Below are 25,996 nucleotides of genomic sequence, written 5' to 3'. Positions count from 1 at the left end.
TTGGCGTGTAGTTGGGTATGTAGTCGTCGCGAGGAGACTGGAGTAAGGCTGGAGTAAGGCTGGCGCGAGGTCAAATATGTACGATCGTACACTTATACTCGTGTCGAATTTGACTCATACTCGACTCAAGCTCAAATCATACTGAGATCGCTCACAACCTGCACAGGAGCACGACATGACCCACGACAATACTGCCGCATCGCAGACACCGAACATCGACGACAAAACAACTATTCCGCCAGTTGAACTGCGCACGCCGCGCGCATCCGAGCGCGAAGAAATGCTCGCCGGTAAACTCTACAATCCAGAAGATCCGGAACTCACTGCACTGCGCGAGAAAGCCGGCGATTTGTGCACGAAATTTAACGCACTCCCCCGCGGCGATTATGCCACGCGCGCGGCCGTGCTGGACGATCTGATTCCGAACCACGGCGAGGCGTTGGCAGTGATGGGACCGATTTTCTTCGATTATGGGTGCCACACCACGATCGGCGACCGCGTGTTCATGAACTTCAATTTCAGCTGCCTTGACTGCGCGCCAGTCACTATTGGCGATGATGTCTTGTTCGGGCCGAATGTGTCGTTGCTGCCGCCGATGCACCCGATGCGCTGGCAGGATCGTAATATGCGACGCACTGAGAGCGGTTCTTTTTACGATTATGAGTATGGTCGTCCGATTACGATCGGCTCGAACTGTTGGTTTGGCGGCGGTGTGACCGTAGTAGGTGGCGTGACGATTGGCGATGGTTGCGTGATTGGCGCGGGCGCGGTGGTGACGCACGATATTCCAGCTAATTCAGTGGCGGTAGGTGTGCCGGCGCGCGTGATTCGCACGATTAGCGAGGCTGATGCAGCCGTGTATCAGGAGTACGCGCAGTAGGTTTTTGTATTGTGGGCAGCTTAGTTCGTCGCCCCCCTGGCAGCACACCGCCACGCGCACTGGTGCGTGGCGGAAAACGCTCACTAGGCAGCGCTCAGCGAGAGAAAACCGCCACACACGCTAACGCATGGCAGAAAACGCTCACTAAGCGCCCCTCAGAGAGAGAAAACCGCCACGCGCATTGGGACTCTCGGCTCCCTGTGTCAAGGGAACCACTCTCACTCACGAGCAGTGAATTCGCTAACGAATTAACGCAGGATACTATCCTGTCCCCAATCATCAGCCGAGCGTCGCAAATAAATATCGCGGGCGACCGGTCCAATCGTTGCCGGTACGCGCTTCGATAAATCCGTTAGCTCGGGCGAACGCAACCAGTTGATCAGCCTGCGAGATGTCGTGTTCCATAACGAGCGCACCGCCGGTTCTCAATAGTCCAGCCGCGCGCAGAATAATCTGTTCGGGAATCACAGCACCATCAGCAGAACCGCCGTACAAAGCCATGTCCGGATCGTGGTCACGCACTTCAGGTTGCTGCGGAATCTGCGACAACGGCACGTACGGTGGATTCGTAATCACCAGATCGATCGTGCCGTCGAGTTGCGGCAAAGTGAGCGGACTGGTTGCGTCGCCTTGCTCGAGATGATAGTTGTATCCGGCAGACGGGTCGCGATGCGCAACAGATTCACGATTACGCTCGGTCCATGCATACGCGTCCGCAGATAGTTCCACTGCCCAGACTTCAGCGCCGCGAACCTCGGTGACAACTGACAATCCGATCACGCCAGAGCCGGCGCAAAGATCCACCACGCGCGGCGCGTACAGACCGTGTTGGGTGATCCAGTCAAGACCGGCTTGGACAACCGTTTCGGTTTCGGGCCGCGGAATAAACACGCCGGGGCCTACTTGCACATCAAGATAGCGAAATGGCGCGTGACCGACGATGTATTGCAATGGCTCGCGCGATGTGCGACGGGTGATCATGGAACGGAAGTGTTCGCGGGTTGTTTCGTCAAGTTCCCATGCGTCGTCCATGAGCATGGCCTTGTCAACATCACGTAGCTCGCGCCCAGTTGCCTCAGCGAACAACAGTTTCGCATCATGCTCGGGCGTGTCCACTCCAGCGTCGCGTAGCGTCCTCGCCGCAGAACGAATCATTTCAGCAACAGTCGTCATACACAATCCACTCTTACATTCCGGTCACAAAACGCAACATAACTACACAACGAGGTCTGTGTCGGGATATACGATGCTCGACCGTAAAACTCGGCTGCTGAGCCGTGAAACGGACAGTCCAGTGGACTGTCCGTAGGCGAAGCAAGCAGCCATGCTGCGAGGCTCCGCGCAGCGGAGAGCCCGGAGCGTGTCGAGCATCGTATATCCCACTGCCAACCGATACAACAGCCGTAGGTTACTTTTGGTTGGCGAGGCGCTCGGCTTCGTCGGCTTGAATGTCGGAGTCGATGACTGCTTGCAAATCGCCGTTGAGCACTGCGTCGAGATTGTATGCTTTGTAATTCGTGCGATGATCAACGATACGGTTTTCCGGGAAATTGTAGGTGCGAATACGCTCGGAACGGTCGAGTGAACGCACCTGAGAGTGACGCATATCGGCAGCTTCAGCCGCCTCCTGCTCATGCTTCATAGCGAGTAGTCGCGACTTGAGCACGCGCAACGCGGCCGCACGGTTTTGAATCTGCGATTTCTCATCCTGCATATTCACCGTGATACCGGTCGGAATATGAGTCATACGCACCGCAGAATACGTGGTGTTGACCGACTGACCGCCAGGACCAGAGCTCATGAAGATATCAATCTTCAAGTCTTTCGGATCGATTTCGATCTCGTCATCATCTTCGTCAGCTTCAGGGAACACGATCACGCCAGCCGCAGAAGTCTGAATACGACCCTGTGATTCGGTAACTGGAATACGCTGCACACGATGCACGCCGCCCTCGTACTTCATCGATGCCCACACACCGTCTTCCGGCGCCGGCGTACCCTTGGCACGAATCGCAATCTGCACGTCCTTCACGCCACCGAGCTCAGTCGTATTCTCAGACTGTACGGTGACGCTCCAGCCGCGCTTTTCCGCGTAACGTGTGTACATACGCAGTAGGTCGCCAGCGAACAGTGCCGCTTCTTCGCCGCCAGTACCAGCTTTGATTTCCATAATCGTGTCGCGAGCATCGTCCGGATCGCGCGGAATCAGTGCGGTACGCAGCTTTTCTTCAGCGGCTGGTAGTTCAGATTCGAGTCGCTTGGCTTCCTCGGCAAAATCCTCGTCCTCGCTGGCCATCTCGCGCGCCGCGTTAAGATCGTCACGAATACGCAGGTACGTCAGATACGCGGATACGATGCTGCCGAGTTCAGCGTGACGACGGCCGAGTTTGCGAATTGTATCGGGGTTAGAAACCACGTCGGGATCGGCCATTTTCGCTTCAAGGTCGCGATATTCCTCGAGTGCGGTTTGTGCTGCGGGGAACTGTTCGTCTGCCATATATTGTCCTTATCGTTCGATATCAGCACGAATTCGTATGACTATGTGCGATATCACGGAATACTGGAATGCTGCGGAAACGTGCGGTTACAACAGATACAAAAACGCCAGTCCGCGATCGGGTCGCCAAAGCGACGCCATGACCGCTGGGACTGGCGTTAACGAAGCTACTGAGCCTTCTTGCCGTAGCGACGCTCGAAGCGAGCGACGCGGCCACCGGTGTCCATGATCTTCTGCTTGCCAGTGTAGAACGGGTGGCAGTTCGAGCAGACGTCGACCGTCATGTGGTCGCCCTTGTAGGTGGAACGGGTGACGAAGGTGTTGCCGCACGAGCACAGAACCTCGACGGCATGATAATCGGGATGGATACCCTGCTTCATGGTGTGTCTCCTAAGGATTCGGGGGACCCGGGTCGTCGCGCCCCTATGGCCGACGTGAACCGGAACCTATGGGATTATACGCGTGGGTCACGACTTGTGTGGGGGCGTTTAGGCTGCTGAGCGGCTGCGTGGCTGTACGTGAGTGTGTGGCTGCACGTGGCTGCTGAGCGCGCACGGGTCGTCCGTTGCTACGTTGCTATGCCGCGCACTGAAGCGGTCACACCGGCGTATCGACTGTATCGGCGCGCCGGAGTGGCATATGACATGGCATATGCCACAGCATACGAGAAGTGGGGCCGCAGGGGCTTGAACCCTGGACCGGGCGATTATGAGTCGCATGCTCTAACCGACTGAGCTACGGCCCCACGTCGGCAATTACTCGCGAGCGAGCGCAAACCGACCCGACCAGTGTACCAGAGCATCGGACTATTAGACTCGTCAGCGAGGCCATTCGCGTCGCGCGTCGCATAGTTGTTGGCTCTGTTCAATCAGAATTAACATTGATGCTTTCCTCGGTCTCCTTGTCAGAACGTTGCTGTTAAGCAAACAGCAGAACTGTTTGCTTAACAGCAACGAACCAGCAAGGGGAGTTAAGCATCTGCCTCGTCAACGAACTTCTGATGCAGAAGACTAGACTGGATATAACGTGACGGATAGCTTACTTAAGTAAGCTGAGAACGGACGCGAGGAGGCGCGCATGGATGACGAAGAACTGCTCAAACAGTTAGAAGCGTTTACCGATAGATCTGAAACTATAGCCGCGACTGGAAATGAAGCTGCAGACGACACTCAGGTGACGGACAAACTCGGCAGCGAATCAGCCAACAAATCAGTCAGCGAACCCAACGACGAGCGCATCAGCAACCCTCCCGATCAGCCAGCAACGTTCGACGTACACGCATTTCTCGCCGGGCTTGACGCGATTTTCGATGCGCACGGAGCTGCGACGAAAGCCGGCCCATACTTGGAACAGGCTGCTGTAGACGCAGAGAACGCTCGCGACAACGCGGGATTGCTTACTGTGCTCAACGAAACGATGGGATTCTATCGTTCGCAAGGCCGTCATAAAGACAATCAGTGGGTAATTCAGCGCGCGCTGGAACTTGCGTTGCGCATGGGACTTGAAGGTAGCGAAGCGTGGACGACTACGTTGATTAACGCGGCGACCGCGCAACGTGCCGCTGGCAACATGGATCAGGCTGAGGAACTGTATCAGATGGCGCTTGATTCGGCGCGTCACACGCTCTCCCCTACTGATCGCCGGCTCGCCGCGTTGCACAATAATCTGTCGATGGTCTACAGCGAGACGAATCGCAACGATAAAGCCGAAGCTGAGTTGCGCGAGGCGTTGCGTATTCTCGAATCGTCGAGTCCGAACGCGGACACTGATCTTGACGTTGCGTCAACGCACACGAATCTTGCGCTGGTACTGCTCGCTGAGCATCGGCTTAACGAAGCCGATCAGCAGGCTACTCAAGCGCTGAATATATATCGCAACGGCCATCTTGAGCACAGTGCGCATTACGCGTCCGCACTGGCTGGTGCCGCGCAGGTTCGTTTCACGGCGGGCGACTATGCGGCGGCGGTTGATCTGTATCGACGCTCGTTAGCGGTGATCGACGAATGTTACGGCCGCGATACTGATTATTACCGCGTTACTGAAGAGAATTTGCGGCAGGCGGAAGCGGCGGCGAGTGCTGATACAGCGAGCGCGACGAATGCAGGAACGGATGACGCAACAAGCTCAGCATCCGTACTGTCAGCTGCCGTGCAGCCGTCTACCGAGTCGGCGACTGCGATGTCAGCAGTACCGTCGGCGTTGTCAGCATCCTCAGCGCGGGCTGCTGCACAACCGATATCCGATACGCCATCATCATCCAACTCAACCACCGATAGCCCCTCCCCTATCTCCGGTCTCGCATTGGCGCGCGCGTACTGGCTCACGTATGGTAAGCCAATGATCGCCGCGAAATACCCGCAATATCAGGGTCGTATTGCGGCAGGTTTGGTCGGTCATGGTTCGGAATGTTACGGATTTGATGATGCGATTTCGCACGATCATGACTTCGGTCCGCGGTTCTGTTTGTGGCTTACTGACGACGATTACGCGGCGATCGGCGCGCAATTGCAAGCTGATTATGATGCGTTGCCGCACGAATGTATGGGGTACACTCGCATCGATGCGACTACTGCAACGCCGCGGGCCGCGCAATCGAGTGCGAGTCGACGTGACGGTGTGTTCGCAATCGGTGATTTCTTCGAGTCGATTACCGGTTACCGATCGGCACCGGCAGACGATCGTCCGCACGAATGGCTGATGCTGGACGAGGCAACACTGGCTGCGGCAACGAATGGAGCTGTGTTTGCCGATCCGCTGGGTGATTTTTCGGCGGCACGTCAAGGGTTCACGTTTATGCCTGACGATGTGCGGCTTGCACTGATTTCGCGTCGCATTGGCATGATGGCGCAAGCCGGTCAGTACAATGTGCCGCGCATGCTGGAACGCGGGGATGGCGCGGCTGCGTGGTTGTCGATCAACGAATTCGTGCACGCTGCAGCTTCACTGGTTTTTCTTATGAATGAGCCGGTGACAGTTGGTTATTTGCCGTACTACAAATGGCAGTTCGCAGCGTTGCGACGGCTCTCATTACGTGTGGCGACCCGATTAGCTGACGTGTGCGAGCAACTGGAATCGTTGTTGCGATTGAGTTCGACGGCTTGCTACGGTGGAGCAGGATTTGGCGAGGGTGGACGCGGGGCTGCGCCGGCGATCGCACAAGTCAACGGAATTATTGAGCATATTTGCGCCGAAGTCGTGACTGAACTGAAGCGCGAAGGACTGACACGCAGCGATGAAACGTTCCTTGAATGGCAGCGTCCGTACGTTGAGGAGCATATACAATCTGATGCAACGTGCTTGCGTAGTTTGTGAGTGGGGGTGAGAAAGACGTACACAATGAATGCTGTTGATAATCGCAACGTTGCCGATCGACGAATTATTGAATCTATTGTTCGGCACGAATGGGATCAGTTCCAGCGCACGAATAATGAGGGTGGTCGGGCGGCTTGTCAAGGTAACTGGCCAGTGTTCAATCAGATGCGCACCAGCCAGTTCCTCACTTGGCCACGTCCGATACTCGACAGTTATCTCAACGATCTCGTTGAGGCTGATCAGGCTGGTCGAAATCTCGTCACGGAAAAATATGGTCGCATGATGGCCTCGACTGCACCTGACGAGTATCGGGATCATATCGAACCGTATATTCCGCAGCTTTCTGCCGAACGGCTTGCTCTACAGGAGCGAATTATCGCGGTACAAGTCGCGTGGGCTGCCGCGTTTCGTACGCGCTGGCCGAAACTCGGTGCGGCGATGCGCGTGCTCACCACTGCCGAAGATACGCCAGATGCGACTTCGTTTGAAACGTATTTACGCGGCGAACTTGGCACGTATTCGGATACCACGTTGGGATTGTACGAGCAGATGGTTAACGAACTCAGCGCAACCGGCCGTAACCTCACCGAGGAGACGATTCGTGCAACTGTGCAGCTTGGCGGTTTTACCGACCTTGCCGAAGCCGAGTCTGCGCAGTAAATGGCCCACGCCTAGTATTTTCTGCATCAGTAGTTGACGATGTTCAAGGGGAGCCGATAAAACACGGCAGCACCCTCCCATGGTGCGGTAAATTCCCCATGATGCGGTAAACATAATATCCCCTTATGCTACAAAATGGCGGAATTAAGCCATTTTGCATAACCGCATCATGGAGCATTTACCGCATCATGTGAGTTTTACCTCATTATGGGAGGTATTACCATACGTTGCCATGTGTAGGGGGTGTTTTTAGTGGGAATCGTGCTTGCGGTGATGCAGTAGGCTGGCTAGGGACCAGATCACTGCGACGAGTACGAGTAAGCCGCCAAATACCGCGAATGCAACAGCAGCTGTTACGCGCGGATCGGTTGACCATGACCAACTCAACCATCCGATCGGCGCAAGACTCACCGCGCCTAACAACAGTACACAAGCTCCCAACACGATCGTGGCAACACTTGGCCCGGTTTTGCGCGGCACATTGGCATCGCCATCAGATTGATGATCACTAGGCTGACCACCCGCTGGCTGAGACTGAGGCTGTGTTTGGGCTTGAGACTGCGACCATACCGGTGGCTGTCCAGCAATCGCACCAGCTAGCCCCGACGCCATAGCCGGATTAGCCGTATATAACGGAATCGATTGCGCTGTCAACGATTCTTCCCGGGCTGCGTTTACAGCAGACGCAGCAGTCGACGCTGCAGCCCCACCCTCAGACGAGACAGAGGAAGTCGCGGAAGCAGCGCGATTAGCCGAATCCGCCGTAGTCGTATCAGCAGTTGATTCAGAGAAAACTGGCTGAACATCGTCAATATCTGCCACGTCAGCAAGATGCAACGAATCAGCATGCTCATCATTATCGGCAGCATCATCAGCAGACAACGCCAACGTCGGCTCGTCAGGAATATCCATTACTGCAGTATTTGCTGTGTCGGCAACCGTAGCGATTACCGCTGTAGTCGCACTGTCAGCAACCGTATGCAACACTTTAGTATCTGCGATCGTCTGCGTATCATCTACCGCATCGTCGTTCTGTACAGTCGACGTCTGTACCGGTGCAGTATCCTGCGTAACCAGCAACGTTGCGGTATCCGGTGCATCCGACGTCACTCTCGGCAGTGGCGTCGTAGTAGCAGTCTCCAGCGATACCGTCTTCATCGGCATAGTCTGCTGCGCAATATCCGACTGCACGTCTGCAGGCATAGTCGGCAACTGTGTCGTCTGTGCAGTCTGTAGCGGCACCGTCTCCAGCGGCACAGTCTGTAACGGTACAGTCTGCGCATCATCGGTACGTTCGTTCATCGTCGTTCCTTGTCTAAAATCAGTCATCATTCACTCAACTTGCCGTGAAACCAGTCGTGAAACACGCCGTGAAACTCATCAGTTCGCGCATCACTCAGCATGCTCCCCGAACAGAGCCGCATTGTCGCCGGTCTCGGTCGCCGGATACCGCACGAATACTTGTGCGCTGAGCAGATACGGCACATCAATAAGCAACTCCGAACCGTCAGCAGGCCAGTAATCGTAGTCGCGAGCCCACGCCGGCGAGTCGGCGCCGTTCGCACTGAACTCAGGATTCGTGACGGTCACATAATGGCCGTTGCGCGTGCCGTCAGCAGACACGTTGCGGCTGAACGTACCGCCAATCCCAAAACTGTCGCTGCCATTGCTGCCCATCACCGCATACCGTCCGCCGTACACGTTGACGCCGGACGAACTGTTCGCAGCACCGGTACCGAACGCAAACGGGCAGCCAGTTGGTAGCGTGAGAATTACTTGCGTATTCGACGCGGCAACGTGCAGCGTACCGGTCGGACAGTTCGTACGCACGCGGTTCCCGTTGATGAGATCGACAATATGTTTCGGTCGACGCGCGTAATCAGACAAGTCAACGAGTACGCGATCATTATCGAAATCTGTACCGGTAAAGATAACACCGTCAGACAGTCGCGCGTACGTTGGACTGTCACCATCGAGATCGCCAGAAGACGATGAGCTTCCGACGATATCGTCATACGTAACCGTGCCGCTGACGTTAGTGGTCGTATATGAACGATATAAATCAGCGTATCGCATCTCAAGATAGTTGTACGTTAGGTTGACCGTGAGGACCGCGAGCGCAGTTATCGCGGCGATCCACGCGACTGGAACCAGACCGCCGGCGCGACGGCCACGCACGCCGAGCACGAGAATCACGAGTCCGACGAGTACGCATGTTGCGCCGATCCACAGTGTTGACGACTGGATTATTGACACGAGCGAGTGCCCATTGGTTTGCAGGAGCGCAACGGCTGCGAAGATAAAAATCAGTCCGATGACGACGGTTACGACGAGCGGGCCGGCTGGTTTGCGGCGGGCGAGGGTCGATTGTGTTGCCGATTGCGTTGCTGCGAACGGGGATGCTGGCGTGGAATACAGCGGCGTAGTTGTGGATGATGATGTCGCTGACACGAACGAAGATGCTGAAGGCGATGGCTGAGCCGATGCTGGAGTTGACATTGACGGCATGTCCGATGCAGTGCTTGCGCCAGCAGCCGCATATGACTGCGGACCGGTCGGCGGTTGCGTATCTCGCATATTGGGATACTGCTGTGATACTGGCTGCGGGTTCGTCCATGTTGACTGGCCAGCGGCGGCGGTCGGCGCGGTAGTCGCTGCGTTATACGGTCCGCTGTACGATTCGCTATTGCGATTATCGTACGGACTGTTGCCGCGACGATATCCAGCATCGCTCGTCGACGTTCCATAACCACGCTGACGCCGCAGTTCGCGTTCGATCAGCAGCCACATCACGAACGCGGCCGCGATCGTCGCCAACCATCCTGCGCCCGGCAGTCCTACGCCGATCACGAAACATAAGGCGATGCCGAGGCACGACCAATCCCAGTCTCCTACGATTAGTCGTTCGCACAAAATCGTACCGTTGCGATCGTCTGGTAACAGGAGCCATGCGAACGCATACAGCGCGGCACCGAATCCGCCAAGCAGCACAGCGCCGACCATAATCGCGCGCATAAGCGTCGCACTAATGCCGAAATAGCGTGCTAAACCGCCGCATACGCCACCCACCCAGCGGTCGTCGGAGCGCGTGATGCCACTGCGGCGAATCCACGCGAAGAATCCTGCGCCGGTACTGTTCCACTGGGATCGTTGCGCCGGTGCTGACTGAGGTTCAGGCTGGGACTGTCCGCGCTGGAAGCGCTGGTACTGAGCACTTTCTTGACGATATGCCGATGCAGGCGGCACATAGCTGAACGGCGTGCCGGTCGGCGGCGGACCATACGGCGGTTGCGCGTTGTTGATATTGCTTGTGCCGTTTGTGGTACGCGCGTTGTTCACGTTAGATCTGTCATGTCCACTGTCGCGTCCGTCATGCGGACGTTCGGAAGAATTGTACCCATCATACGTATTGCTCATGATTCTATTACAGCAGTTTGCGCGCGCACAGATTATCGGGGAACACCCTGATTGTTCCCTGAACTAGGTGACTTGCGTGCGGGTCGCGGCCCGAGCAGTCCCTGAAAACGGCACAATAGAGACATGACGTCCTTCAATACTCCCCCGAATCCGGAGTACCGCAGTACTACACCACTCTATCGCGAACGCAACGATACGATGCCGTCATATCGCGAACGCGCGAACGGCAATGGCGAACACGACGGACGCGGTGGACGCAACAAACGCGACAGACGAGCAGACGGCAGCGGACGCGGCACACATGCTAACGGCGGCGAGCGTCTTCCACTATTGCGTCCGAAACGTGGACGCATATTGTGCGGCGTATGCCGTGGCGTGGCTCTTCATCTCGGCGTACCTGTTTGGATCGTGCGGCTTGTGTTTATCGTGGCTGCTTGCTGTTTTGGATCGGGTATCGTAACGTACATCTTCCTGTGGCTGTTCGTACCGAGTGGCGACCCGATCATCGCCGCGCAAATGATAACGTTTGCAAAACCGGTTTCACAGTCGCCGCTCTCGCGAGGCAACGCAGTACCAGCCAGCAACGGCACAAACCGTCACGCTCGAACAGGTAGCGAGGCCGACGTAAGTGAGCCAGAAAATCTCACGCAAGCGATCAAACGCGCGTCAAAACCAGCGCTGATCGCACTGTCTGGAGCCATACTACTCGCGCTAGCAGTGCTCATGAGTATGGGAAACGTCGAAGCAAAACTCGTGCTGCCGATAATATTTGCGATAGCCGGTATCGCGCTCACTTGGCTGCAATACAACGCGCGAGAAGGCCAGTTATGGGCAATGGTCGGCGGCGTGCTGCTACTGTTTGCCGCATACGCGACGTTCGCCACGCTCAGTTGGTGGCAGTGGACGTCCCCGCTGCCAATAATCGGCGCTGGACTTGCGCTACTCGCTGGCGTTGGCGTTGCGATTGTACCGTGGCTGAGTTCACTGATTCGCGAACTCGGTACCGAACGCGCGCTGAAAGAGCGCGAAGAAGAACGCGCTGACATGACTGCGCACTTACACGACGGCGTGCTGCAAACGTTAGCATTGATTCAGCTGCACAGTAACGAGCCGACGACCGTGTTTACTCTCGCGCGGCAACAGGAACGTGAGCTGCGCGAGTGGCTGTATCAGGAGCGCACTACGTCCGATCGATCGGTGAGTGCGGGTATTAAGGCAATCGCCGCGCGGGTGGAAGATGAGCATGGCCGGCCGATTGACGTGGTGTGTGTGGGCGACGCGCAGCCGAGCGCGCAAACCGATGCGCTGCTTGATGCGACGGCGCAGGCGCTAGTCAATGCGGTCACGCACGGCGGGGAACCGATTTCTGTGTACTGCGAGGCTGGTGTGGATACAGTTGAAGTTTTTGTGCGCGATCATGGTAACGGATTCGACGTGAATGCGATTCCTGAGGGGCGGCTTGGCATTCGCGAGTCGATTATCGGGCGTATTCGACGGCGTGGTGGTACGGTGGAAATCGTGTCGAGGCCGGGATGGGGGACGGAAGTGCGTATGCATATGCCGATTGTTGCCGGTCGCGATGGGGCGCGGGAGGGGCGCGACGAGCGTAACGGGGTACGCGATGGGGTACGCGCGGGTGATGCGGGGAACACGGGTAGCGCGCGCAATGTGCATAATGATAGCTATAACGGACGGGGAGAATGATGAGCGAGCAGCAAACAACAACACCAATTCGAGTTGCCGTCGTGGACGATCATGAAATGTTCCGAGCGGGTGTAATCGCAACGTTGCAACCGTATTTTACGATTGTTGGGCAAGCGCCCGACGTGGAAGGGTCCGTGGCAATGATCGCCGCTACAAAGCCGGATGTGGTGTTACTTGACGTGCATGTGCCCGGGGGTGAAGGCGGTGGCGGAGCGGAAATTTTAACTAAATCACTCGCATATTCACCGTCGTCGGCATTTTTGGCACTGTCTGTATCCGACTCTCCGCAAGACGTCGGTTCGGTTATTCGAGCTGGGGCTCGCGGATATGTGACCAAAACGATTACCGGCGAAGATCTCATGAATTCAATTCGCCAAGTACATGAAGGATACGCTGTATTTTCACCAAAACTCGCCGGATTTGTACTATCTGCATTCCAAGGCGTGCCAGTTGGCGGCGATGATAGTGGTCGCGGTGGTGTCGCGAGCGGGGCAAATCACGATGAAGAACTCGACCGACTTTCCGCCCGAGAACAGGAAGTCATGCGGTTAATCGCGCGCGGCTATACGTATAAGGAAGTTGCCGCCGAACTGTTCATCTCTATCAAAACGGTCGAAACGCACGTCAGTTCAGTATTGCGCAAACTTCAACTGTCGAATCGCACCGAGCTCACCCGCTGGGCCGCCGATCGTCGTATTGTGTGAGCCTGATCCATGATCTTCAGTCCTCGTCCATCAGTCCCCAGTCCTCAGTCCTCGGCTCTCATCCCTCGTGGCGGTTTTCTCTCGCTTAGCCCACCGTCAGCGAGCAAAAACCGCCACTCCATACTCAGCGTGGCGGTTTTTGCTCGCTGAGAACCACTCAATGAGAGAAAACCGCCACGCACCAACATGCGTGGCAGAAAACGCTCACTGAGATCGAGTCAGCGAGCAAAAACCGCCACTAGGATTATGCAAGGCGATCTTTGCTAATAGTGATCAATCGTTAGTATGACTGTTTATACTTCTCCCGCGAGGATTTTAATCGTATTAACGATATTCACGTCAGTAGTCCATGCCTTTTTATGAGAACAACTCTCGCTCGTTACTACGCATCGTTAGCCACTGAAACTGTTATTGCGCCACAAAATATGCCGGGATATATTTTGATAAGAATGCCTCACGCGAATATATATCGACGCTTATATGCGTGAAAAGTGGTTACTCGACACGCAATCTGCTATGCCAGACCGAGAGCGTTGCGGGACTGGACGGCGGAATGAAATTGGATACCGCTAAGTCCGACCGCGGTAGCAGCGTCGGCGTTGCGCGCTTTATCGTCAAGAAACGCGGTTGTGGCCGGATTGATGTTGAATCGATCGATTGCGCGACGGTAAATCTCAGGATCGGGCTTGTGAATATGCTCTTCGGAAGAAATCACTGTATCGCGCAACAACCTCAGCCACGGGAATTTGTCGTGCGCTGCATGCACAAACTTGGCAGTGAAATTCGTCAGCCCCCACAGCCGTACGCCAGCCATGTCAAGATCACGCAACATCGTCGGCATACCGTCGATCATGTCGTACAAAGCAAGTTGTTGGCGTGAGAAATAATCTGCGAAAATCTGGTCAGCATTCGTGGTCGTATCTGACATATTCGCACGATGATGTGCTGAGTAATCGGCGATAATCTGTTGCTCGCTCCATCCAAGGTCAGACAGCTCGTCGTAATGCCAGAATCCGTATGCAGTCGACCGATCAAAAAACGCATTGAGTACGTCATCTGGGTACTGGCCGTCCAGTGCGCGGCGCGGTTGCCAGTTGAGCAGCACATCGCAGTAATCAAAAATAACGTCAGTATAGGAGCATGATGCGGTCATACTCCTACCTTACTCCGCGCTTACTCCGCGCAAAATATGCGTTGTTGAAGTAAGCAAAAAGCCCGGTGGGTTGGGCCGGGCTTCTTGGGGGAAGAAAGGAGAAGAAGGAAGAAGGTTGTTCAGTTATCGGGCCTTTCGGCCGTTGACTATATATAAACATTCGCGTGTTGGTGTGCGGTCAGAGAATCCTGAACGTTTCGTGTGAATCTAGGGTTTTAGGCGTAGCATTCTGAGGATTGGGCTGATCACCGTCACAAGATGGTGTATACCCATTCCTAGCGGGAAGTGGTACGTGTTGCGCGCTGGTCATTCTACGATATCTGGAGTGTTGGCGTGACATATTGGCGGCGATGTGCCTGATCTCCGCCGAAATATCACGCTAGTATGCCACTTAGCGTGACATTGTGGCGGAGGTCCTCAGCTTATCCGCCAGAATGTCACATTCTGGGCTGGATTTACGTGATATTTCGGCGGAGACCTACTGTTTTACCGCCGGAATATCACACTAAGCACCCTGGTTTTGTGATATTGCGGCGGACAATCAGACCGCTACCGCCGGAATATCACGTTTCGGACTGGATTTGTATGATATTGCGGCGGAAGTTGATCCTACATCCGCCGCAATATCACACAAAGCACGTTAAGCAACCGTAGACATAGGTCACGCGATGGAAAATCGAGCGTTTTTGCCATCGCATGATTATGGTCATGGTCACGCGATAGCAAAAAGCCTAGAATTTCCATCCCGTGCACTGAAAAATAGGGAAAATGAGGTCACGCGATGGCATGAAACCGGTATCGTGCCATCGCGTGAGTAATACCCATATCACGCGATGGAAAAAATGGGGCTTTTACCATCCCGTGACCTACATATCGGGGATACATAGGTCACGCGATGGATTGAAACGGGTCAATTCCATCGCGTGATCAAACCTCCATACGCGCCCCAATGTGCGTGGCAGAAAACGCACGCTTAGACCACCGTCAGCGAGCAAAAACCGCCACAAGGATGGGAGACGCCATATATTCCGCGTGTGGAAGCGATAAAATGCCATGCATCTGTAGCAGTGGCAGAAAACTCTCGCCTAGACCATCATCAGCGAGCAAAAAACCGCCACGCACTCACACCTGTGGCAGAAATGTCTCACTGAGAACCACTCAGCGAGAGAAAACCGCCACGCACTAATAGCAGTGGCAGAAAACGCTCACTGAGGGCACCGTCAGTGAGCGTTTTCTGCCACGCGGTATGGTGCCACGCGGTATGGCGAAATAGAACACTCCAAAAGTTCCTATAGCCCGGAAAGACCACCGGTAAATTGCACGGCGGTATGGGGGTGCTTCCTTAGACCCAAAAAAGAAAGGGCCTAGACATGTCGTCTAGACCCCGGTTTGCGGACAGGGCGAGATTCGAACTCGCGGTGGGTTGCCCCACAACGGTTTTCAAGACCGTCTCTTTAGGCCGCTCAGACACCTGTCCTTATGTGCGCTATGACACGTGGTCAACACGCACGATGTTCTATTATACAGCTGGGGTGGTCATACGAGACACGCATGCCTGATGGCACTCATCCAACACTCATCCGAGTGTCATCAGACCGCATCAGAATGTGCCTCAGCCTCGTCATGCGAACATCGTCATGCGCATGTCACATATACGAGCATCGCATAGCAAATCAGCAAGGCCAAATAAAATCAGGCTTCCCACTTCGTCGGCTCGATAACCTCACGACCGCCCATGTACGGACGCATCGCCTGCGGAATCTCGATAGAACCATCCTTCTGCTGGTGGTTTTCGAGAATCGCAACCAGCCAACGTGTGGTGGCCAGCGTGCCGTTCAACGTCGAAACTGGACGAGTAGAACCGTCAGCCGTACGCTCACGAATGTTGAGACGACGAGCCTGATACTCGGTGCAGTTCGACGTGGAAGTCAGCTCACGGTAACGACCCTGCGTCGGAATCCACGCTTCAGTATCGAACTTACGAGCAGCAGACGAGCCGAGATCGCCGGCAGCCGTGTCGATAATACGGTACGGAACCTCAACCTTAGCGAGCATCTCTTCTTCCATGCTCAGCAAGTGCTGATGCTCAGCGTACGAGTCCTCCTGCTTGGTGTAAACGAACATCTCCACCTTGTCGAACTGGTGCACGCGGATAATACCAGACGTATCCTTGCCAGCAGCACCAGCTTCACGGCGGTAGCAGGACGACCAACCGCAGTAACGCAGCGGGCCGTCAGACAGGTCGAGAATCTCGTTCTCGTGCATGCCGGCGAGCGCCACTTCAGACGTACCAACCAAGTACTGATCATCAGGTTCGCGCAGACGGTAGATTTCGTCGGCATGCGCGTTGAGGAAGCCGGTGCCAGCCATAACTTCCGGACGAACCAGCGTCGGGGTGATCGCGAGCACAAAACCGTGCTTTTCTGCCTGATCAACAGCCATCGTGAGCATGGCGATCTGCATACGAGCAACCGCACCGCGCAGGAAGTAGAAACGCGAGCCGCCAACCTTAACGCCGCGGCGCATGTCGATACCAGCCACGCCGGTGCCGAGCGTCAGGTGATCCTTCGGCTCGAAGCCTTCGGCAGCAAAGTCACGAATCTGACCGACCTTCTTGACGACGACGTAATCATCTTCGCCGCCTTCCGGAGCTTCCGGTTCGACGATGTTCGACAGTTTCCACATTGCGGTCGTGTATTCTTCAGCAGCGGCGTCCGCGGTGGCCTTGTATTCGGCGACCTTAGCGGCGAGTTCCTTGGTCTGTGCGATAAGCGCGGCCTTTTCGTCAGCCGGTGCGGCAGCGACCTTCTTGCCGATTTCCTTCTGCTGGGCGCGTGCCTCTTCAAATTCCTTGAGGGCCGTGCGTCGCGTTTCATCGGACTTCAACACTTCATCGACGAGTTCGACAGATTCGCCGCGCTTACGCTGCGATTCCTTGACTACGTCGGCATGTTCACGAATGAATTGAATATCAAGCATAGTCTTAAGCGTACTGCCGCAAGCCGACACGCGGCCCACCGTATCTTCGCATTCATGGATCGCCCGTGTATCCATTCCTCGATTCGATACGGTCCTATTTTGAAAACTATTGAAAACTACTGAAAACACTCAAAAATATAGAGCAAGTGACATTTTACCGCGAACAAATAGAACAAATATATCGACTACTTACGCATTTCGCAGGCGAACGTGCAGGAATCGTCGAGTTTCGCCGTGTCGCGCTGGGATTGTTCGGCGGGTATATACAGAATATAAGATATGCCTACAGTCGTTATCATCATCGCAGTCATCATCGGCATCGCAGTCATTGCAGCGGCCGCGTTCCTCGCGGTGCGCGCCTACCGCAAACGTCAGCTTGCCGAGCGCATTGACCGGCGCGACGACGACCAAGTGCATTACGCGTTTATTGTCAACCCGTCGAAACCGCAGGCGAAGGAGCGTAAGAAACATATTCGTCAGTTCTGCAAGGAGAAAGGACTGACGGAGGTTGAGTTTATTGAAACGCAGCTTGATAAGGATGGTCGCGCGTGCGCGAAGGAAGCGTTGCGGCACGGCGCAGATGTTGTAGTTGCGGTTGGCGGCGATGGCACGGTGCGTACTGTGGCGAGCGCAATGGCTGGCACTGGTCACGCGATGGGCATTATCCCGATCGGTACCGGTAATCTGTTTGCCCGAAATATGGGCATTCCAGTGGACGATATTGACGCGGCACTGTCAGTGGCAACTTCGCACGGTTCGCGGCATGTTGACGTGGGCCGACTAACGTTGCTTGACGATCCGACAACCGATCACGGCCACGCGTTCCTGATTATTGCGGGTATCGGATTCGATGCGGTGATGATCGACGACACCGATCCTGAGCTGAAGAAGAATATTAGTTGGCTCGCGTATTTTGTGTCGGGCGTCAAGAATCTGTTTATTCCCAAGTTCCGCGGTACGGTGACGATTCGTAGTGCTGACGGCAGTTCGCATACGATTAAGGGACTGCAGTTCCGTACGTTTATGGCTGGTAACTGCGGTCAGATTCCAGTATTTTCGCTGATGCCAGACGCTGCGTACGATGACGGTATTCTCGATTTTGAGATTATTGATACGTCGGGCGGTATTCTCGGATGGGCGAATCTGTTTGGGGACGTGGTGCATCAGACGATTACTGGCAAGTCTGGGTCGAGCCCGTTGTCAGTGACGTCGTCGATCGACAATATTCAAGGCGTGAGCGCGGAGATCACGTTGGAAAAGCCGGTTCCTGCGCAAGTAGATGGCGATATGCTGCCAGCCACGCAACACTTGCGGTTTGATGTGGAACGTAAAGCGTTGTGTGTGCGCGTGCCTGAGGTTGATCCTGATTTTTCCGCGACCGGTATCATTCCGCCGATTCGGGATTAAGGATTAAAGAAGTTGGGGTATGAGGGAGCTTCACCAAAAGTGCAACTACCTCTCAGGCCGCCTCGCGGCCGGCTCCCCTGACAAAGGGAGCCGAGAAGACCCAATACCAATTGAGATGGAGCAGAGCCTTGATATTTGTCTTCAAATTAGAAATGAACCTTGTATTCGATTTGGAGACAATATTTCTGTCTTCAAATCCTCAAATATGGCTTTTCTCGTAAGTAAAGACAACACGACTTTCTCGCGAATCCTTGGAATTCAGCCATTTTTGTATTTACATAGCATTATTAACCACACACCCCACTTGTCTCCAAATCAGCAAAAACATCCATACGCAATTTCAAGACAAAATTTCATCCCTGACGCAATGAGCCTCCCCACACGAAAGTGGGGAGGCTCATTTGGGCGTTGCTATCACAACAGCATCACCGCATTTGCCGGTCTGCGCGGCACAAGATAGGCAGAACAGCCGCACAGACCAGCAAAGTAGAGCGGATCAGTTGTTGATCAGAGTAGATCGAGCAGCATCGGGTCGGCGATTGCGATAACCGCTGCACGAGCGTCGGCAGCAGTACGCGCGTTAATCGCATATGCAGCCATCTGCTGGCAGGTGGACATGTCATGCAAACGCAAAGCTGCACGAACCGCATTGACCTTCTTCGGCGCCATCGACAGCGACTGCACACCGAGGCCAGCGAGCACGAGGGCGAGCAGCGGATCGCCGCCAGCCTCACCGCACACACCCACGTACTTTCCGGTAGCCTTGCCACCGTCGCACGCAGCCTTGATCATGTTGAGCACGGCCGGCTGCCACGGGGTGAGTAGGTCAGCTAGGTCGCCCTTGAGTCGATCAGCAGCCATCGTGTACTGCGCAAGATCGTTGGTACCAAGCGAGGCGAAGTCCACAACCGACAGCACCTGCGCAGAACGGATTGCGGCGGCGGGCACCTCGATCATGATGCCGACCTTAGGCAAGCCGAGCGCACGCACTTTGTTAGCGAACCATTCAGCTTCTTCCACGGTGGCAACCATCGGAGCCATGACCCACAGGTCGCCGTGCGTGGCCTCGTACGCGTTGGCGAGCGCCTGCAGCTGCGTGTCGAGCAGGTCTTCACGACGCTGGCTCAAGCGCAAACCGCGCACGCCGAGGGCCGGGTTCTCTTCCTCACCAAGATCAGCAAAAGCGAGCGGCTTGTCAGCACCGGCGTCGAGCGTACGCACGACGACACGACGATCACCGAACGCTTGCAGCACTTTGGTATAAGTGTCGGTCTGCTCTTCGAGAGTCGGTGCGGTTTCGCGGCCGAGGAACAGGAACTCAGTGCGGAACAGGCCGGAGCCTTCGAGATCGAACTTGGCCGCGTTTTCAGCATCGGCCAGCGTACCGATGTTGGCGAGCAGTTTGATCTTGAAGCCGTCACGCGTGCTGCCTTCGCCGCTCGAACCAGCAAGCGCAGCGGCACGGCGGCGAGAACGCTCGGCCAACTGATCAGCTTCCTCAGCGGTTGGGGAAACGATGATTTCGCCGACGCCACCGTCGAGTGCAATCGTATCGCCTTCCGCCACCGCGTCGAGTACACCGGAAACCTTCACGGCCGCCGGGATGCCAAGCTGAGCCGCAAGAATCGCAGTGTGGCTGGTCGGACCGCCTTCCTCAGTGATCACACCGAGTACAGTAGCCGGGTCGAGTGTGGCAGTTTCAGCCGGGGCAAGATCGCGGGCGACGAGCACAACCGGAGTCGTGATATCCGGCACGCCGGGGGCTGGCAGACCACGCAGCTCGCAGATCGTACGGTTGCGCACATCATGCAGATCGGTGACACGCTCAGCCATGTAGCCGCCGAGCTTCTTCAACATTTCGGCATAGCCTTCGACTGCGTTGTAGACAGCGTGCGTCACGCCATCGCCGGCCTTGAGTCGCTTGGTGATCGCCTTCGCCAGACCGCGGTCGCCAGCCAGCTGTGCGGTTGCTTCAAGCACGGCACGAGACTTGTCAGACGTTGCTTTTTCAGCGCGAGCCTTGAGACTGGCGACAACGGCGTCCATAGCCGCCTTGACACGCTCGGTGTCAGCAGCCGGATCGGTGCAAGCCGGCTCATGTTCGTCAACGCCCGGCGCTTCACGTACGAGAGCCAGCGGGCCGGATGCAGTTCCGGCGCATACGCCAATACCGTGCAGTATCTTATGTTCACTTGCCATATGTGATACTCCTCAGATTACGGTTTGTTCTCACTCAGCGTCGAGATCGCGAGTCAGCAGCTCAGCCAGCTCATCCATAGCAGCCTCGGCCTCAGCGCCGTCCTCATCGCAGGTCAGGGTGACGGTATCGCCGCCCTTGACGCCGAGAGTCATGATTTCGAGAGCGCTGGCAGCATCTGCTTCTTCGCCGTCGAAGTGCAGGGTGACGTCGAGGCCCTTGTCGTCAACAGCCTGTGCGAACAGGGCTGCCGGGCGAGCGTGAAGACCGACGGAGGCTCCGATGACTGCAGTACGGGTGATCATGATTGGTTCCTTTCAGTAATGATTATTGATTTATTGGGACAGATTATTGATGGTTGATAGTTCAGCCAGTAGTATTGCCACCCTCAGACCCGCTTCGCGGCCAGCTTCACGGCAACGAATCAGCGGGGGAGCTAAGAAGGGTGGTGGACTAATGGACTAGTTGGTTGGTAACGCGAGCGACGTGCAGCGTCAAGTAGGCGATTTCGTCGTCACTGATGTCCGCACCGAGCCGTAGTTCAAGCACTTGCGCGATCGTCGTTGCACAATGCAGTGCATCCGGATACGATTCACGGATTGCGTTGACGATCGGCTCTGGCTCGCTGTTGAGCTGCTTGTGCTGGTGGATGCGGACGAACAGGTATCGCAGGTGGGTGATGAATCGCCCAACACTGACCGATCCTTGATCGAGCGTGATCCCGTAGCTGTTCTCGATGATGTCAAGCATCTGCTGAATCACGCCGGTCATCGTATACGTGTACGACAGGTCGCCGGTCAGGAATCCTGCGTTGACCAAGTGCAACGCAAGTGCCGTCTCCTCGCCGTCAGGCAACGGTTTGTCAATACGCCGGTTGATTGCGGCGAGCAGTTTGCCACCTTGTGCGTACTCTTGAGGATACAGATTTCGTACCTCACCAAGCAGCGGATAGACGACCGTGATACCACGGTTTACGCGGATGATTGCGTTAGCAACGTGATCAGATAGAGCCATGACGAGCGTAGTACTCGCGATATCCTGCTCACCGAGGCCAGCTTCACGCATCGAATCAACGACAATACGGATGATCTCGGGCGGAATATCCGACAGCATCTGCGCAAGATGATCTGGATCTCGACCGTCAGCCGGCACAAACTTGCGTACAACCTTGGTTGCGTCAACAGGGCGCCCCGGCCGGGCTTGGAATCCCAAGCCACGACCGGTGAGGATTACTTCTCCCCCATCGTCGTCTTTCGCAAGCACGACGTTGTTATTGAATACGCGAAGTATCTCCATTGGCACCCCATCACTTCAGGTCGTCGCCGACGTATCAGCGTTCAACCTCGATCACCGGATCGCCAGTTGAGACATCCTTGCCCGCAAGCGGAGTGACCGAAGCCATCTTCTTGGTGTTGGTCACCGCGATGATAGTAGCAGTGGAGTAGCCAGCTGCCTTAACCTTGTCGAAATCGACAGTGGCCAGCAGGTCGCCAGCGTTCACGCGCTGCCCCTTGGAAACGGCCACAGTAAAGCCGTCGCCGTTCATTTGCACGGTGTCAATACCGATGTGAACCAAGACTTCAACGCCGTCATCAGTCTTGATGCCGTACGCATGGCCGGTCTTGGCTACAGTCTTCAGTGTACCCGACACCGGAGCCTTGATCTGGGATTCGTTCGGCACGACTGCAACACCTTCGCCAAGAGCCTTAGACGCGAATACCGCATCACCGGTCTCCTCAAGCGTGATGACGTGGCCGTTGCACGGGGACAGCACTTCCTTAGTCGGCTCGGCTGGTTCGGCGGATGCTTCCGGCGTGTCGGTAGCTACAGGTGCAGCAGCAGAAGCTGGCGCGGCGGCTGCGGCAGCAGTTTCCGCCGGCGCGGCAGACGCTTGGGCTTCGAGCTTACGATCAGCTTCTTCCTGAGCGACGCGAGCCAGTACTTCAGCCTTCTGCTCAGGAGTACGGTAGTCGAGCATAATGATCAGTGCCATCGACACAGCGAACGCAACAGCAATCGACACGCCGTACACCCACATCTGATCGAACACCGGGACAGTCAGCAACGATGTGAACGCGAACGCGGTCGTCGTCACACCACGCACTGTCTCACCGCTCGCAACAACAGACGGGAACAGCCAGCCGAGAACAGCGATCACGACACCGCCGGTACCGCAGCCGATGAGCATACGCTTGTAGATGAGCTTGTACCGCAAGTGAATACCGTACAGAGACGGTTCGGAAACGCCACCGAGCAGGCCAGCGGCAAGCGCACCGATAGCGGTCTGACGCATCTCGCGATCCTTGTCACGCAGCGACAGGAACAGCACACCAGCGGTTGCACCGAAGCAAGCGAAGTTCCACACGCCCATCGGACCTTGGATGAAGTCGTAACCCATCGACTGAATGTTCATGAGCATAAGCGCGTTGAGCGGCCAGTGCAGACCGAGCGGCACGAGGAACGGGTAGAGCAGTGGGATAGCGATAGCGAAGATAAACGGAGCGTGGCCGTTCATCCAAGCGAGCACGACACCGAGGCCGTTGCCAACCCACACGCCGAGCGGGCCGATGAGGAACGCGGTGAGCACGCCGACGATGATCATCGAGAAGAACGGGACGAACACCAGCTGGATGCTGTCTGGGATGATCTTCTTCAATCCGTGGTAGACGAGCGCAAGCACGGCGGCCATCATCAACGGCACGAATACGTTGCCGGAGTAGTCGGACAGCTGCATCGGCAGACCGAAAACGGTGGCCGTGCAGTCAGTGGTGCCGAGGGTTGCGTTCTCGACGCACTGAACGGCGTCGCCCCACGTCTTCGTGTCGGACAGCGCGGTGAACTGCGGGGTCATGAGCATGGCCATGATCGCGCCGCCGAGCCATGGATCGACCTTGAGTTTCTTCGCCGCATTGTAGGCGACCATGATCGGCAGGAAGTAGAACACGCCCTTCCAGATAGCCTTGATGAACATCAGGGATGGGTTCGCTTCGTCGTTAGCGATCACACCGAGCGAGATGAACAGGTTGACGAGTGCGATGATAATGGACGCGCCGAGCAGGACACCCAGAATCGGGCGGAACGAGTCGGCGAGGTACTCAAAGAACGAGTCGAGCCATGCGACCTTACCGCGAGCTTTCGCGCGTTCGGCGGCCTTGACTTCGGCATCGGTCATTTTCTTGGCGGTGCCAACGTTCGCCATTTGCGGCAAATGCATGATCTCCTCGTACATGGAGGCGACTGCGCCACCGATGACGACCTGATAGCGGTCGCCGGCCTGCGGGACTGCGCCGAGTACGCCCTTCATGGTGTCGAGACGATGCTGGTCAACTTTGCCCGCATCAACGAGTTCGAACCGCAGTCGAGTTGCACAGTGGGTCAGGCTCTTGACATTGCCTGCGCCGCCAATGGCGTCGATGATCTGCGACGCTGTGGATTCGGCCATCTGTTGTCCTTCCTTGAATTATCTTCTTTGTTCTTCGGTATGCTCTCCGCCATCGCAGAGCGGCCAGACAACAAAAAAGACCCGAGGCCATGCCTTGTACACATATTAACAATGTGTATGGCAATGCCTCAGGTCTTGCGTCTTGTATGACTTGCAACCCTGCAACAGTAGAAGTTCACGAGATAATATAAACCTGAAGTCAGACGATATGCAAACCTCGGTGTGTCTGGCGGTTTGATGCGGTTTTGTGCGATTCTCCCCTGCTGGGAAGCTTGTCAGGATTTTTACGCTTGAAACACGTCTGGGTGCTTTGGGTCGCCGGGCTCGTCGGCAAGGATACCTTCGATGCCGAGGAATTCCTTCCAAAATTCAAGCGGCTGACCGTACGGAGCAGATGCGCGTCCATGAGCCTGCAAGTTGGCCTTGGCTTCAAACACATCTTCCTCACGAATCCCGTCAAAGTAGCTGACGAGACGTTCACGATTCTCCGGCACGTAAAATAGCGACGCAACAATCTCCGTCAGCCGCTCGGCGCGAGCCAACGGCAGCGAATCCCAGTGACGCAGTTCAATAAAGTTCTTAAGTCTTACATCGTTGAAATGCGTGGAAATAATATGGTTGATCTCGTACGGATTCAACGCGCGGTCAGGATACACTTCGCCCGCGTTCTCGTAAAACGCAGGATGATGCAGTTCCTTGCCAGTCAATCCTTCCGCTTCCGGCGTATGCGTCAAGTCAGCGAACATCAACGGCGTAGACAGTACGTCCACCGCATAATCTTCCCAGCTAAAGCGCGGGTCAAACAGTCCAGGAATCACGTTCGTACGCTGGAAATCAAGATAATCCCACATACGCTGTCGCAGCAGCGGCCACGGGTTCGGCTCACCCTCGAAATACGGCGTGTTACGGAAATACCACGCGAGAATCGGGCCGATGATCGTGCCGAGTCGTAGTTTTTCGATCGCATCCTGTTCGTCAACGTAATCGATACTCACTTGAGTGGACGCTGAGCAACGCATCATGCACGGTCCAAACTGGCCGACGCGACCGAGATACGCGGTCATCGCATCGTAACGATCTTTCGGATTGACTTTCACGTCCGCGTAACTCGACTTCGGCTGGTAGCCGTAGTTCACCAAGCGGAATCCCAACTCGTCGAGTACTGGATCGATGTCGCGGCGGAACGAACGGTAGATCGTGTTGAGATCTTCCGGCTTCTTCAAGATGCCGAGCGAGCACTCGACTTGACCGCCCGGTTCGAGCGATACGGCGATACCTTCGCGCCCCAAACCGACCAAGTGGCCGTTTTCCCAGTACTCTTTGTCTTTGTCGTAGTACGGGGCGATGCGCTTGAGCAGGGTTTCGATGCCATTTGGCTCGTAGTAGCTCACCGCGGTATCGTCGCTGTTATGAACCGGCAGATGCTCGATTTCCACGCCGAAGCCGCCGGTGCCACGCTTGGAACGGCCATGCTCGAAGAAGTCGAGCAGACTTTGCACATGTTTAGAATTCGGCTTGGCCAGCAAATGGGCATAACTGATACGCGGTGTTGTCATGCGGCTAGCTTATCCGATGATGTGGCGGTGACGTGGCCGGTGAGCTATACGAAAAACCGATAGCGGGTGTGAGATGGGGATTTGCTGG

18 protein-coding genes and 2 tRNA genes are annotated in these 25,996 nt (G+C 55.8%); 6 read left to right on the top strand and 14 right to left on the bottom strand.

Features of this window, described 5'->3' with window-relative positions; genetic code table 11:
* Window positions 1-175 precede the first annotated feature (175 nt).
* Entirely contained in the window at window positions 176-880 is a 705-nt protein-coding gene (locus BHAP_RS03220) for a sugar O-acetyltransferase (protein WP_275542095.1), read from the top strand.
* A gap of 279 nt (window positions 881-1,159) precedes the next feature.
* Here the strand turns inward: BHAP_RS03220 and prmC are convergent, their stop codons facing one another.
* From prmC to BHAP_RS03200, 4 genes are all read right to left on the bottom strand, one after another.
* Window positions 1,160-2,053, bottom strand: coding sequence for a peptide chain release factor N(5)-glutamine methyltransferase (gene prmC, locus BHAP_RS03215; RefSeq protein ID WP_094729319.1), 894 nt, complete (start codon window positions 2,051-2,053; stop codon window positions 1,160-1,162).
* 235 nt (window positions 2,054-2,288) lie between these two features.
* A complete protein-coding gene (prfA, locus tag BHAP_RS03210; RefSeq protein WP_094729318.1) occupies window positions 2,289-3,377 on the bottom strand; it encodes a peptide chain release factor 1 in 1,089 nt (362 codons plus the stop codon).
* A 167-nt stretch (window positions 3,378-3,544) separates the two neighbouring features.
* Entirely contained in the window at window positions 3,545-3,757 is a 213-nt protein-coding gene (gene rpmE / locus BHAP_RS03205; protein WP_094729317.1) for a 50S ribosomal protein L31, read from the bottom strand.
* Between the two features lie 291 nt (window positions 3,758-4,048).
* Window positions 4,049-4,122, bottom strand: a tRNA-Ile gene (locus tag BHAP_RS03200).
* A gap of 332 nt (window positions 4,123-4,454) precedes the next feature.
* Here BHAP_RS03200 and BHAP_RS03195 point away from each other — a divergent pair.
* Window positions 4,455-6,689 (top strand): DUF4037 domain-containing protein, encoded by a 2,235-nt coding sequence (locus BHAP_RS03195; RefSeq protein WP_094729316.1) that lies wholly within the window; start codon window positions 4,455-4,457, stop codon window positions 6,687-6,689.
* A gap of 24 nt (window positions 6,690-6,713) precedes the next feature.
* A complete protein-coding gene (locus BHAP_RS03190; RefSeq protein WP_094729315.1) occupies window positions 6,714-7,349 on the top strand; it encodes a DUF4125 family protein in 636 nt (211 codons plus the stop codon).
* Between the two features lie 249 nt (window positions 7,350-7,598).
* Here BHAP_RS03190 and BHAP_RS03185 read toward each other — a convergent pair whose 3' ends face one another.
* Together BHAP_RS03185 and BHAP_RS03180 are read right to left on the bottom strand one after the other, a co-directional pair.
* A complete protein-coding gene (locus BHAP_RS03185) occupies window positions 7,599-8,651 on the bottom strand; it encodes a hypothetical protein (RefSeq protein ID WP_094729314.1) in 1,053 nt (350 codons plus the stop codon).
* 90 nt (window positions 8,652-8,741) lie between these two features.
* A complete protein-coding gene (locus tag BHAP_RS03180) occupies window positions 8,742-10,766 on the bottom strand; it encodes a PspC domain-containing protein (protein WP_094729313.1) in 2,025 nt (674 codons plus the stop codon).
* Window positions 10,767-10,889: 123 nt separating this feature from the next.
* On the opposite strand from BHAP_RS03180, the gene BHAP_RS03175 reads away from it, so the two are divergent.
* Both BHAP_RS03175 and BHAP_RS03170 read left to right on the top strand, forming a co-directional pair.
* On the top strand, window positions 10,890-12,470 hold the full coding sequence (locus BHAP_RS03175; RefSeq protein ID WP_244569278.1) for an ATP-binding protein: 1,581 nt from the start codon (window positions 10,890-10,892) through the stop codon (window positions 12,468-12,470).
* Complete coding sequence (locus tag BHAP_RS03170; RefSeq protein ID WP_094729341.1) at window positions 12,470-13,174, top strand: LuxR C-terminal-related transcriptional regulator; 705 nt, start codon at window positions 12,470-12,472, stop codon at window positions 13,172-13,174. Before BHAP_RS03175 ends, BHAP_RS03170 begins: the two co-directional genes overlap by 1 nt.
* Before the next feature lie 514 nt (window positions 13,175-13,688).
* Here BHAP_RS03170 and BHAP_RS03165 read toward each other — a convergent pair.
* The 3 genes from BHAP_RS03165 to serS all read right to left on the bottom strand — a co-directional run bounded on the left by BHAP_RS03165 (window position 13,689) and on the right by serS (window position 17,306).
* Entirely contained in the window at window positions 13,689-14,327 is a 639-nt protein-coding gene (locus BHAP_RS03165) for an HAD family hydrolase (RefSeq protein ID WP_094729312.1), read from the bottom strand.
* 1,392 nt (window positions 14,328-15,719) lie between these two features.
* Window positions 15,720-15,804, bottom strand: a tRNA-Ser gene (locus tag BHAP_RS03160).
* 215 nt (window positions 15,805-16,019) lie between these two features.
* A complete protein-coding gene (gene serS, locus BHAP_RS03155; protein WP_094729340.1) occupies window positions 16,020-17,306 on the bottom strand; it encodes a serine--tRNA ligase in 1,287 nt (428 codons plus the stop codon).
* 279 nt (window positions 17,307-17,585) lie between these two features.
* Between serS and BHAP_RS03150 the strand changes: the two genes are divergently transcribed.
* The gene (locus BHAP_RS03150; RefSeq protein ID WP_094729311.1) at window positions 17,586-18,713 is read left to right on the top strand and encodes a diacylglycerol/lipid kinase family protein; all 1,128 of its coding nucleotides are present in this window, start codon (window positions 17,586-17,588) and stop codon (window positions 18,711-18,713) included.
* Window positions 18,714-19,220: 507 nt separating this feature from the next.
* On the opposite strand, the gene ptsP is transcribed toward BHAP_RS03150, so the two are convergent.
* From ptsP to BHAP_RS03125, 5 genes are all read right to left on the bottom strand, one after another.
* Entirely contained in the window at window positions 19,221-20,912 is a 1,692-nt protein-coding gene (ptsP, locus tag BHAP_RS03145; RefSeq protein ID WP_094729310.1) for a phosphoenolpyruvate--protein phosphotransferase, read from the bottom strand.
* Between the two features lie 30 nt (window positions 20,913-20,942).
* The gene (locus tag BHAP_RS03140) at window positions 20,943-21,215 is read right to left on the bottom strand and encodes an HPr family phosphocarrier protein (RefSeq protein WP_094729309.1); all 273 of its coding nucleotides are present in this window, start codon (window positions 21,213-21,215) and stop codon (window positions 20,943-20,945) included.
* Window positions 21,216-21,363: 148 nt separating this feature from the next.
* On the bottom strand, window positions 21,364-22,206 hold the full coding sequence (locus tag BHAP_RS03135; protein ID WP_094729308.1) for a PRD domain-containing protein: 843 nt from the start codon (window positions 22,204-22,206) through the stop codon (window positions 21,364-21,366).
* A gap of 34 nt (window positions 22,207-22,240) precedes the next feature.
* Window positions 22,241-24,352 carry a glucose PTS transporter subunit IIA gene (locus BHAP_RS03130; protein WP_094729307.1) on the bottom strand — a complete coding sequence of 704 codons (2,112 nt, stop codon included), beginning with the start codon at window positions 24,350-24,352 and terminating at the stop codon, window positions 22,241-22,243.
* Window positions 24,353-24,636: 284 nt separating this feature from the next.
* Complete coding sequence (locus BHAP_RS03125) at window positions 24,637-25,908, bottom strand: glutamate-cysteine ligase family protein (RefSeq protein WP_094729306.1); 1,272 nt, start codon at window positions 25,906-25,908, stop codon at window positions 24,637-24,639.
* Window positions 25,909-25,996 lie beyond the last annotated feature (88 nt).

It is taken from the genome of Bifidobacterium hapali, assembly GCF_002259755.1.
GTDB classification, from domain to species: domain Bacteria; phylum Actinomycetota; class Actinomycetes; order Actinomycetales; family Bifidobacteriaceae; genus Bifidobacterium; species Bifidobacterium hapali.
The sequence above is the reverse complement of the archived record's forward strand: the minus strand, read 5'-3'. Positions and strand labels throughout refer to the sequence as shown.

Excerpts from the sequence above, each read along its gene's own strand:
- BHAP_RS03220 (WP_275542095.1), top strand. The coding sequence starts at position 176 with ATGACCCACGACAATACTGCCGCATCGCAGACACCGAACATCGACGAC.
- prmC (WP_094729319.1), bottom strand. The coding sequence starts at position 2,053 with ATGACGACTGTTGCTGAAATGATTCGTTCTGCGGCGAGGACGCTACGC.
- prfA (WP_094729318.1), bottom strand. The coding sequence starts at position 3,377 with ATGGCAGACGAACAGTTCCCCGCAGCACAAACCGCACTCGAGGAATAT.
- rpmE (WP_094729317.1), bottom strand. The coding sequence starts at position 3,757 with ATGAAGCAGGGTATCCATCCCGATTATCATGCCGTCGAGGTTCTGTGC.
- BHAP_RS03195 (WP_094729316.1), top strand. The coding sequence starts at position 4,455 with ATGGATGACGAAGAACTGCTCAAACAGTTAGAAGCGTTTACCGATAGA.
- BHAP_RS03190 (WP_094729315.1), top strand. The coding sequence starts at position 6,714 with ATGAATGCTGTTGATAATCGCAACGTTGCCGATCGACGAATTATTGAA.
- BHAP_RS03185 (WP_094729314.1), bottom strand. The coding sequence starts at position 8,651 with ATGAACGAACGTACCGATGATGCGCAGACTGTACCGTTACAGACTGTG.
- BHAP_RS03180 (WP_094729313.1), bottom strand. The coding sequence starts at position 10,766 with ATGAGCAATACGTATGATGGGTACAATTCTTCCGAACGTCCGCATGAC.
- BHAP_RS03175 (WP_244569278.1), top strand. The coding sequence starts at position 10,890 with ATGACGTCCTTCAATACTCCCCCGAATCCGGAGTACCGCAGTACTACA.
- BHAP_RS03170 (WP_094729341.1), top strand. The coding sequence starts at position 12,470 with ATGAGCGAGCAGCAAACAACAACACCAATTCGAGTTGCCGTCGTGGAC.
- BHAP_RS03165 (WP_094729312.1), bottom strand. The coding sequence starts at position 14,327 with ATGACCGCATCATGCTCCTATACTGACGTTATTTTTGATTACTGCGAT.
- serS (WP_094729340.1), bottom strand. The coding sequence starts at position 17,306 with ATGCTTGATATTCAATTCATTCGTGAACATGCCGACGTAGTCAAGGAA.
- BHAP_RS03150 (WP_094729311.1), top strand. The coding sequence starts at position 17,586 with ATGCCTACAGTCGTTATCATCATCGCAGTCATCATCGGCATCGCAGTC.
- ptsP (WP_094729310.1), bottom strand. The coding sequence starts at position 20,912 with ATGGCAAGTGAACATAAGATACTGCACGGTATTGGCGTATGCGCCGGA.
- BHAP_RS03140 (WP_094729309.1), bottom strand. The coding sequence starts at position 21,215 with ATGATCACCCGTACTGCAGTCATCGGAGCCTCCGTCGGTCTTCACGCT.
- BHAP_RS03135 (WP_094729308.1), bottom strand. The coding sequence starts at position 22,206 with ATGGAGATACTTCGCGTATTCAATAACAACGTCGTGCTTGCGAAAGAC.
- BHAP_RS03130 (WP_094729307.1), bottom strand. The coding sequence starts at position 24,352 with ATGGCCGAATCCACAGCGTCGCAGATCATCGACGCCATTGGCGGCGCA.
- BHAP_RS03125 (WP_094729306.1), bottom strand. The coding sequence starts at position 25,908 with ATGACAACACCGCGTATCAGTTATGCCCATTTGCTGGCCAAGCCGAAT.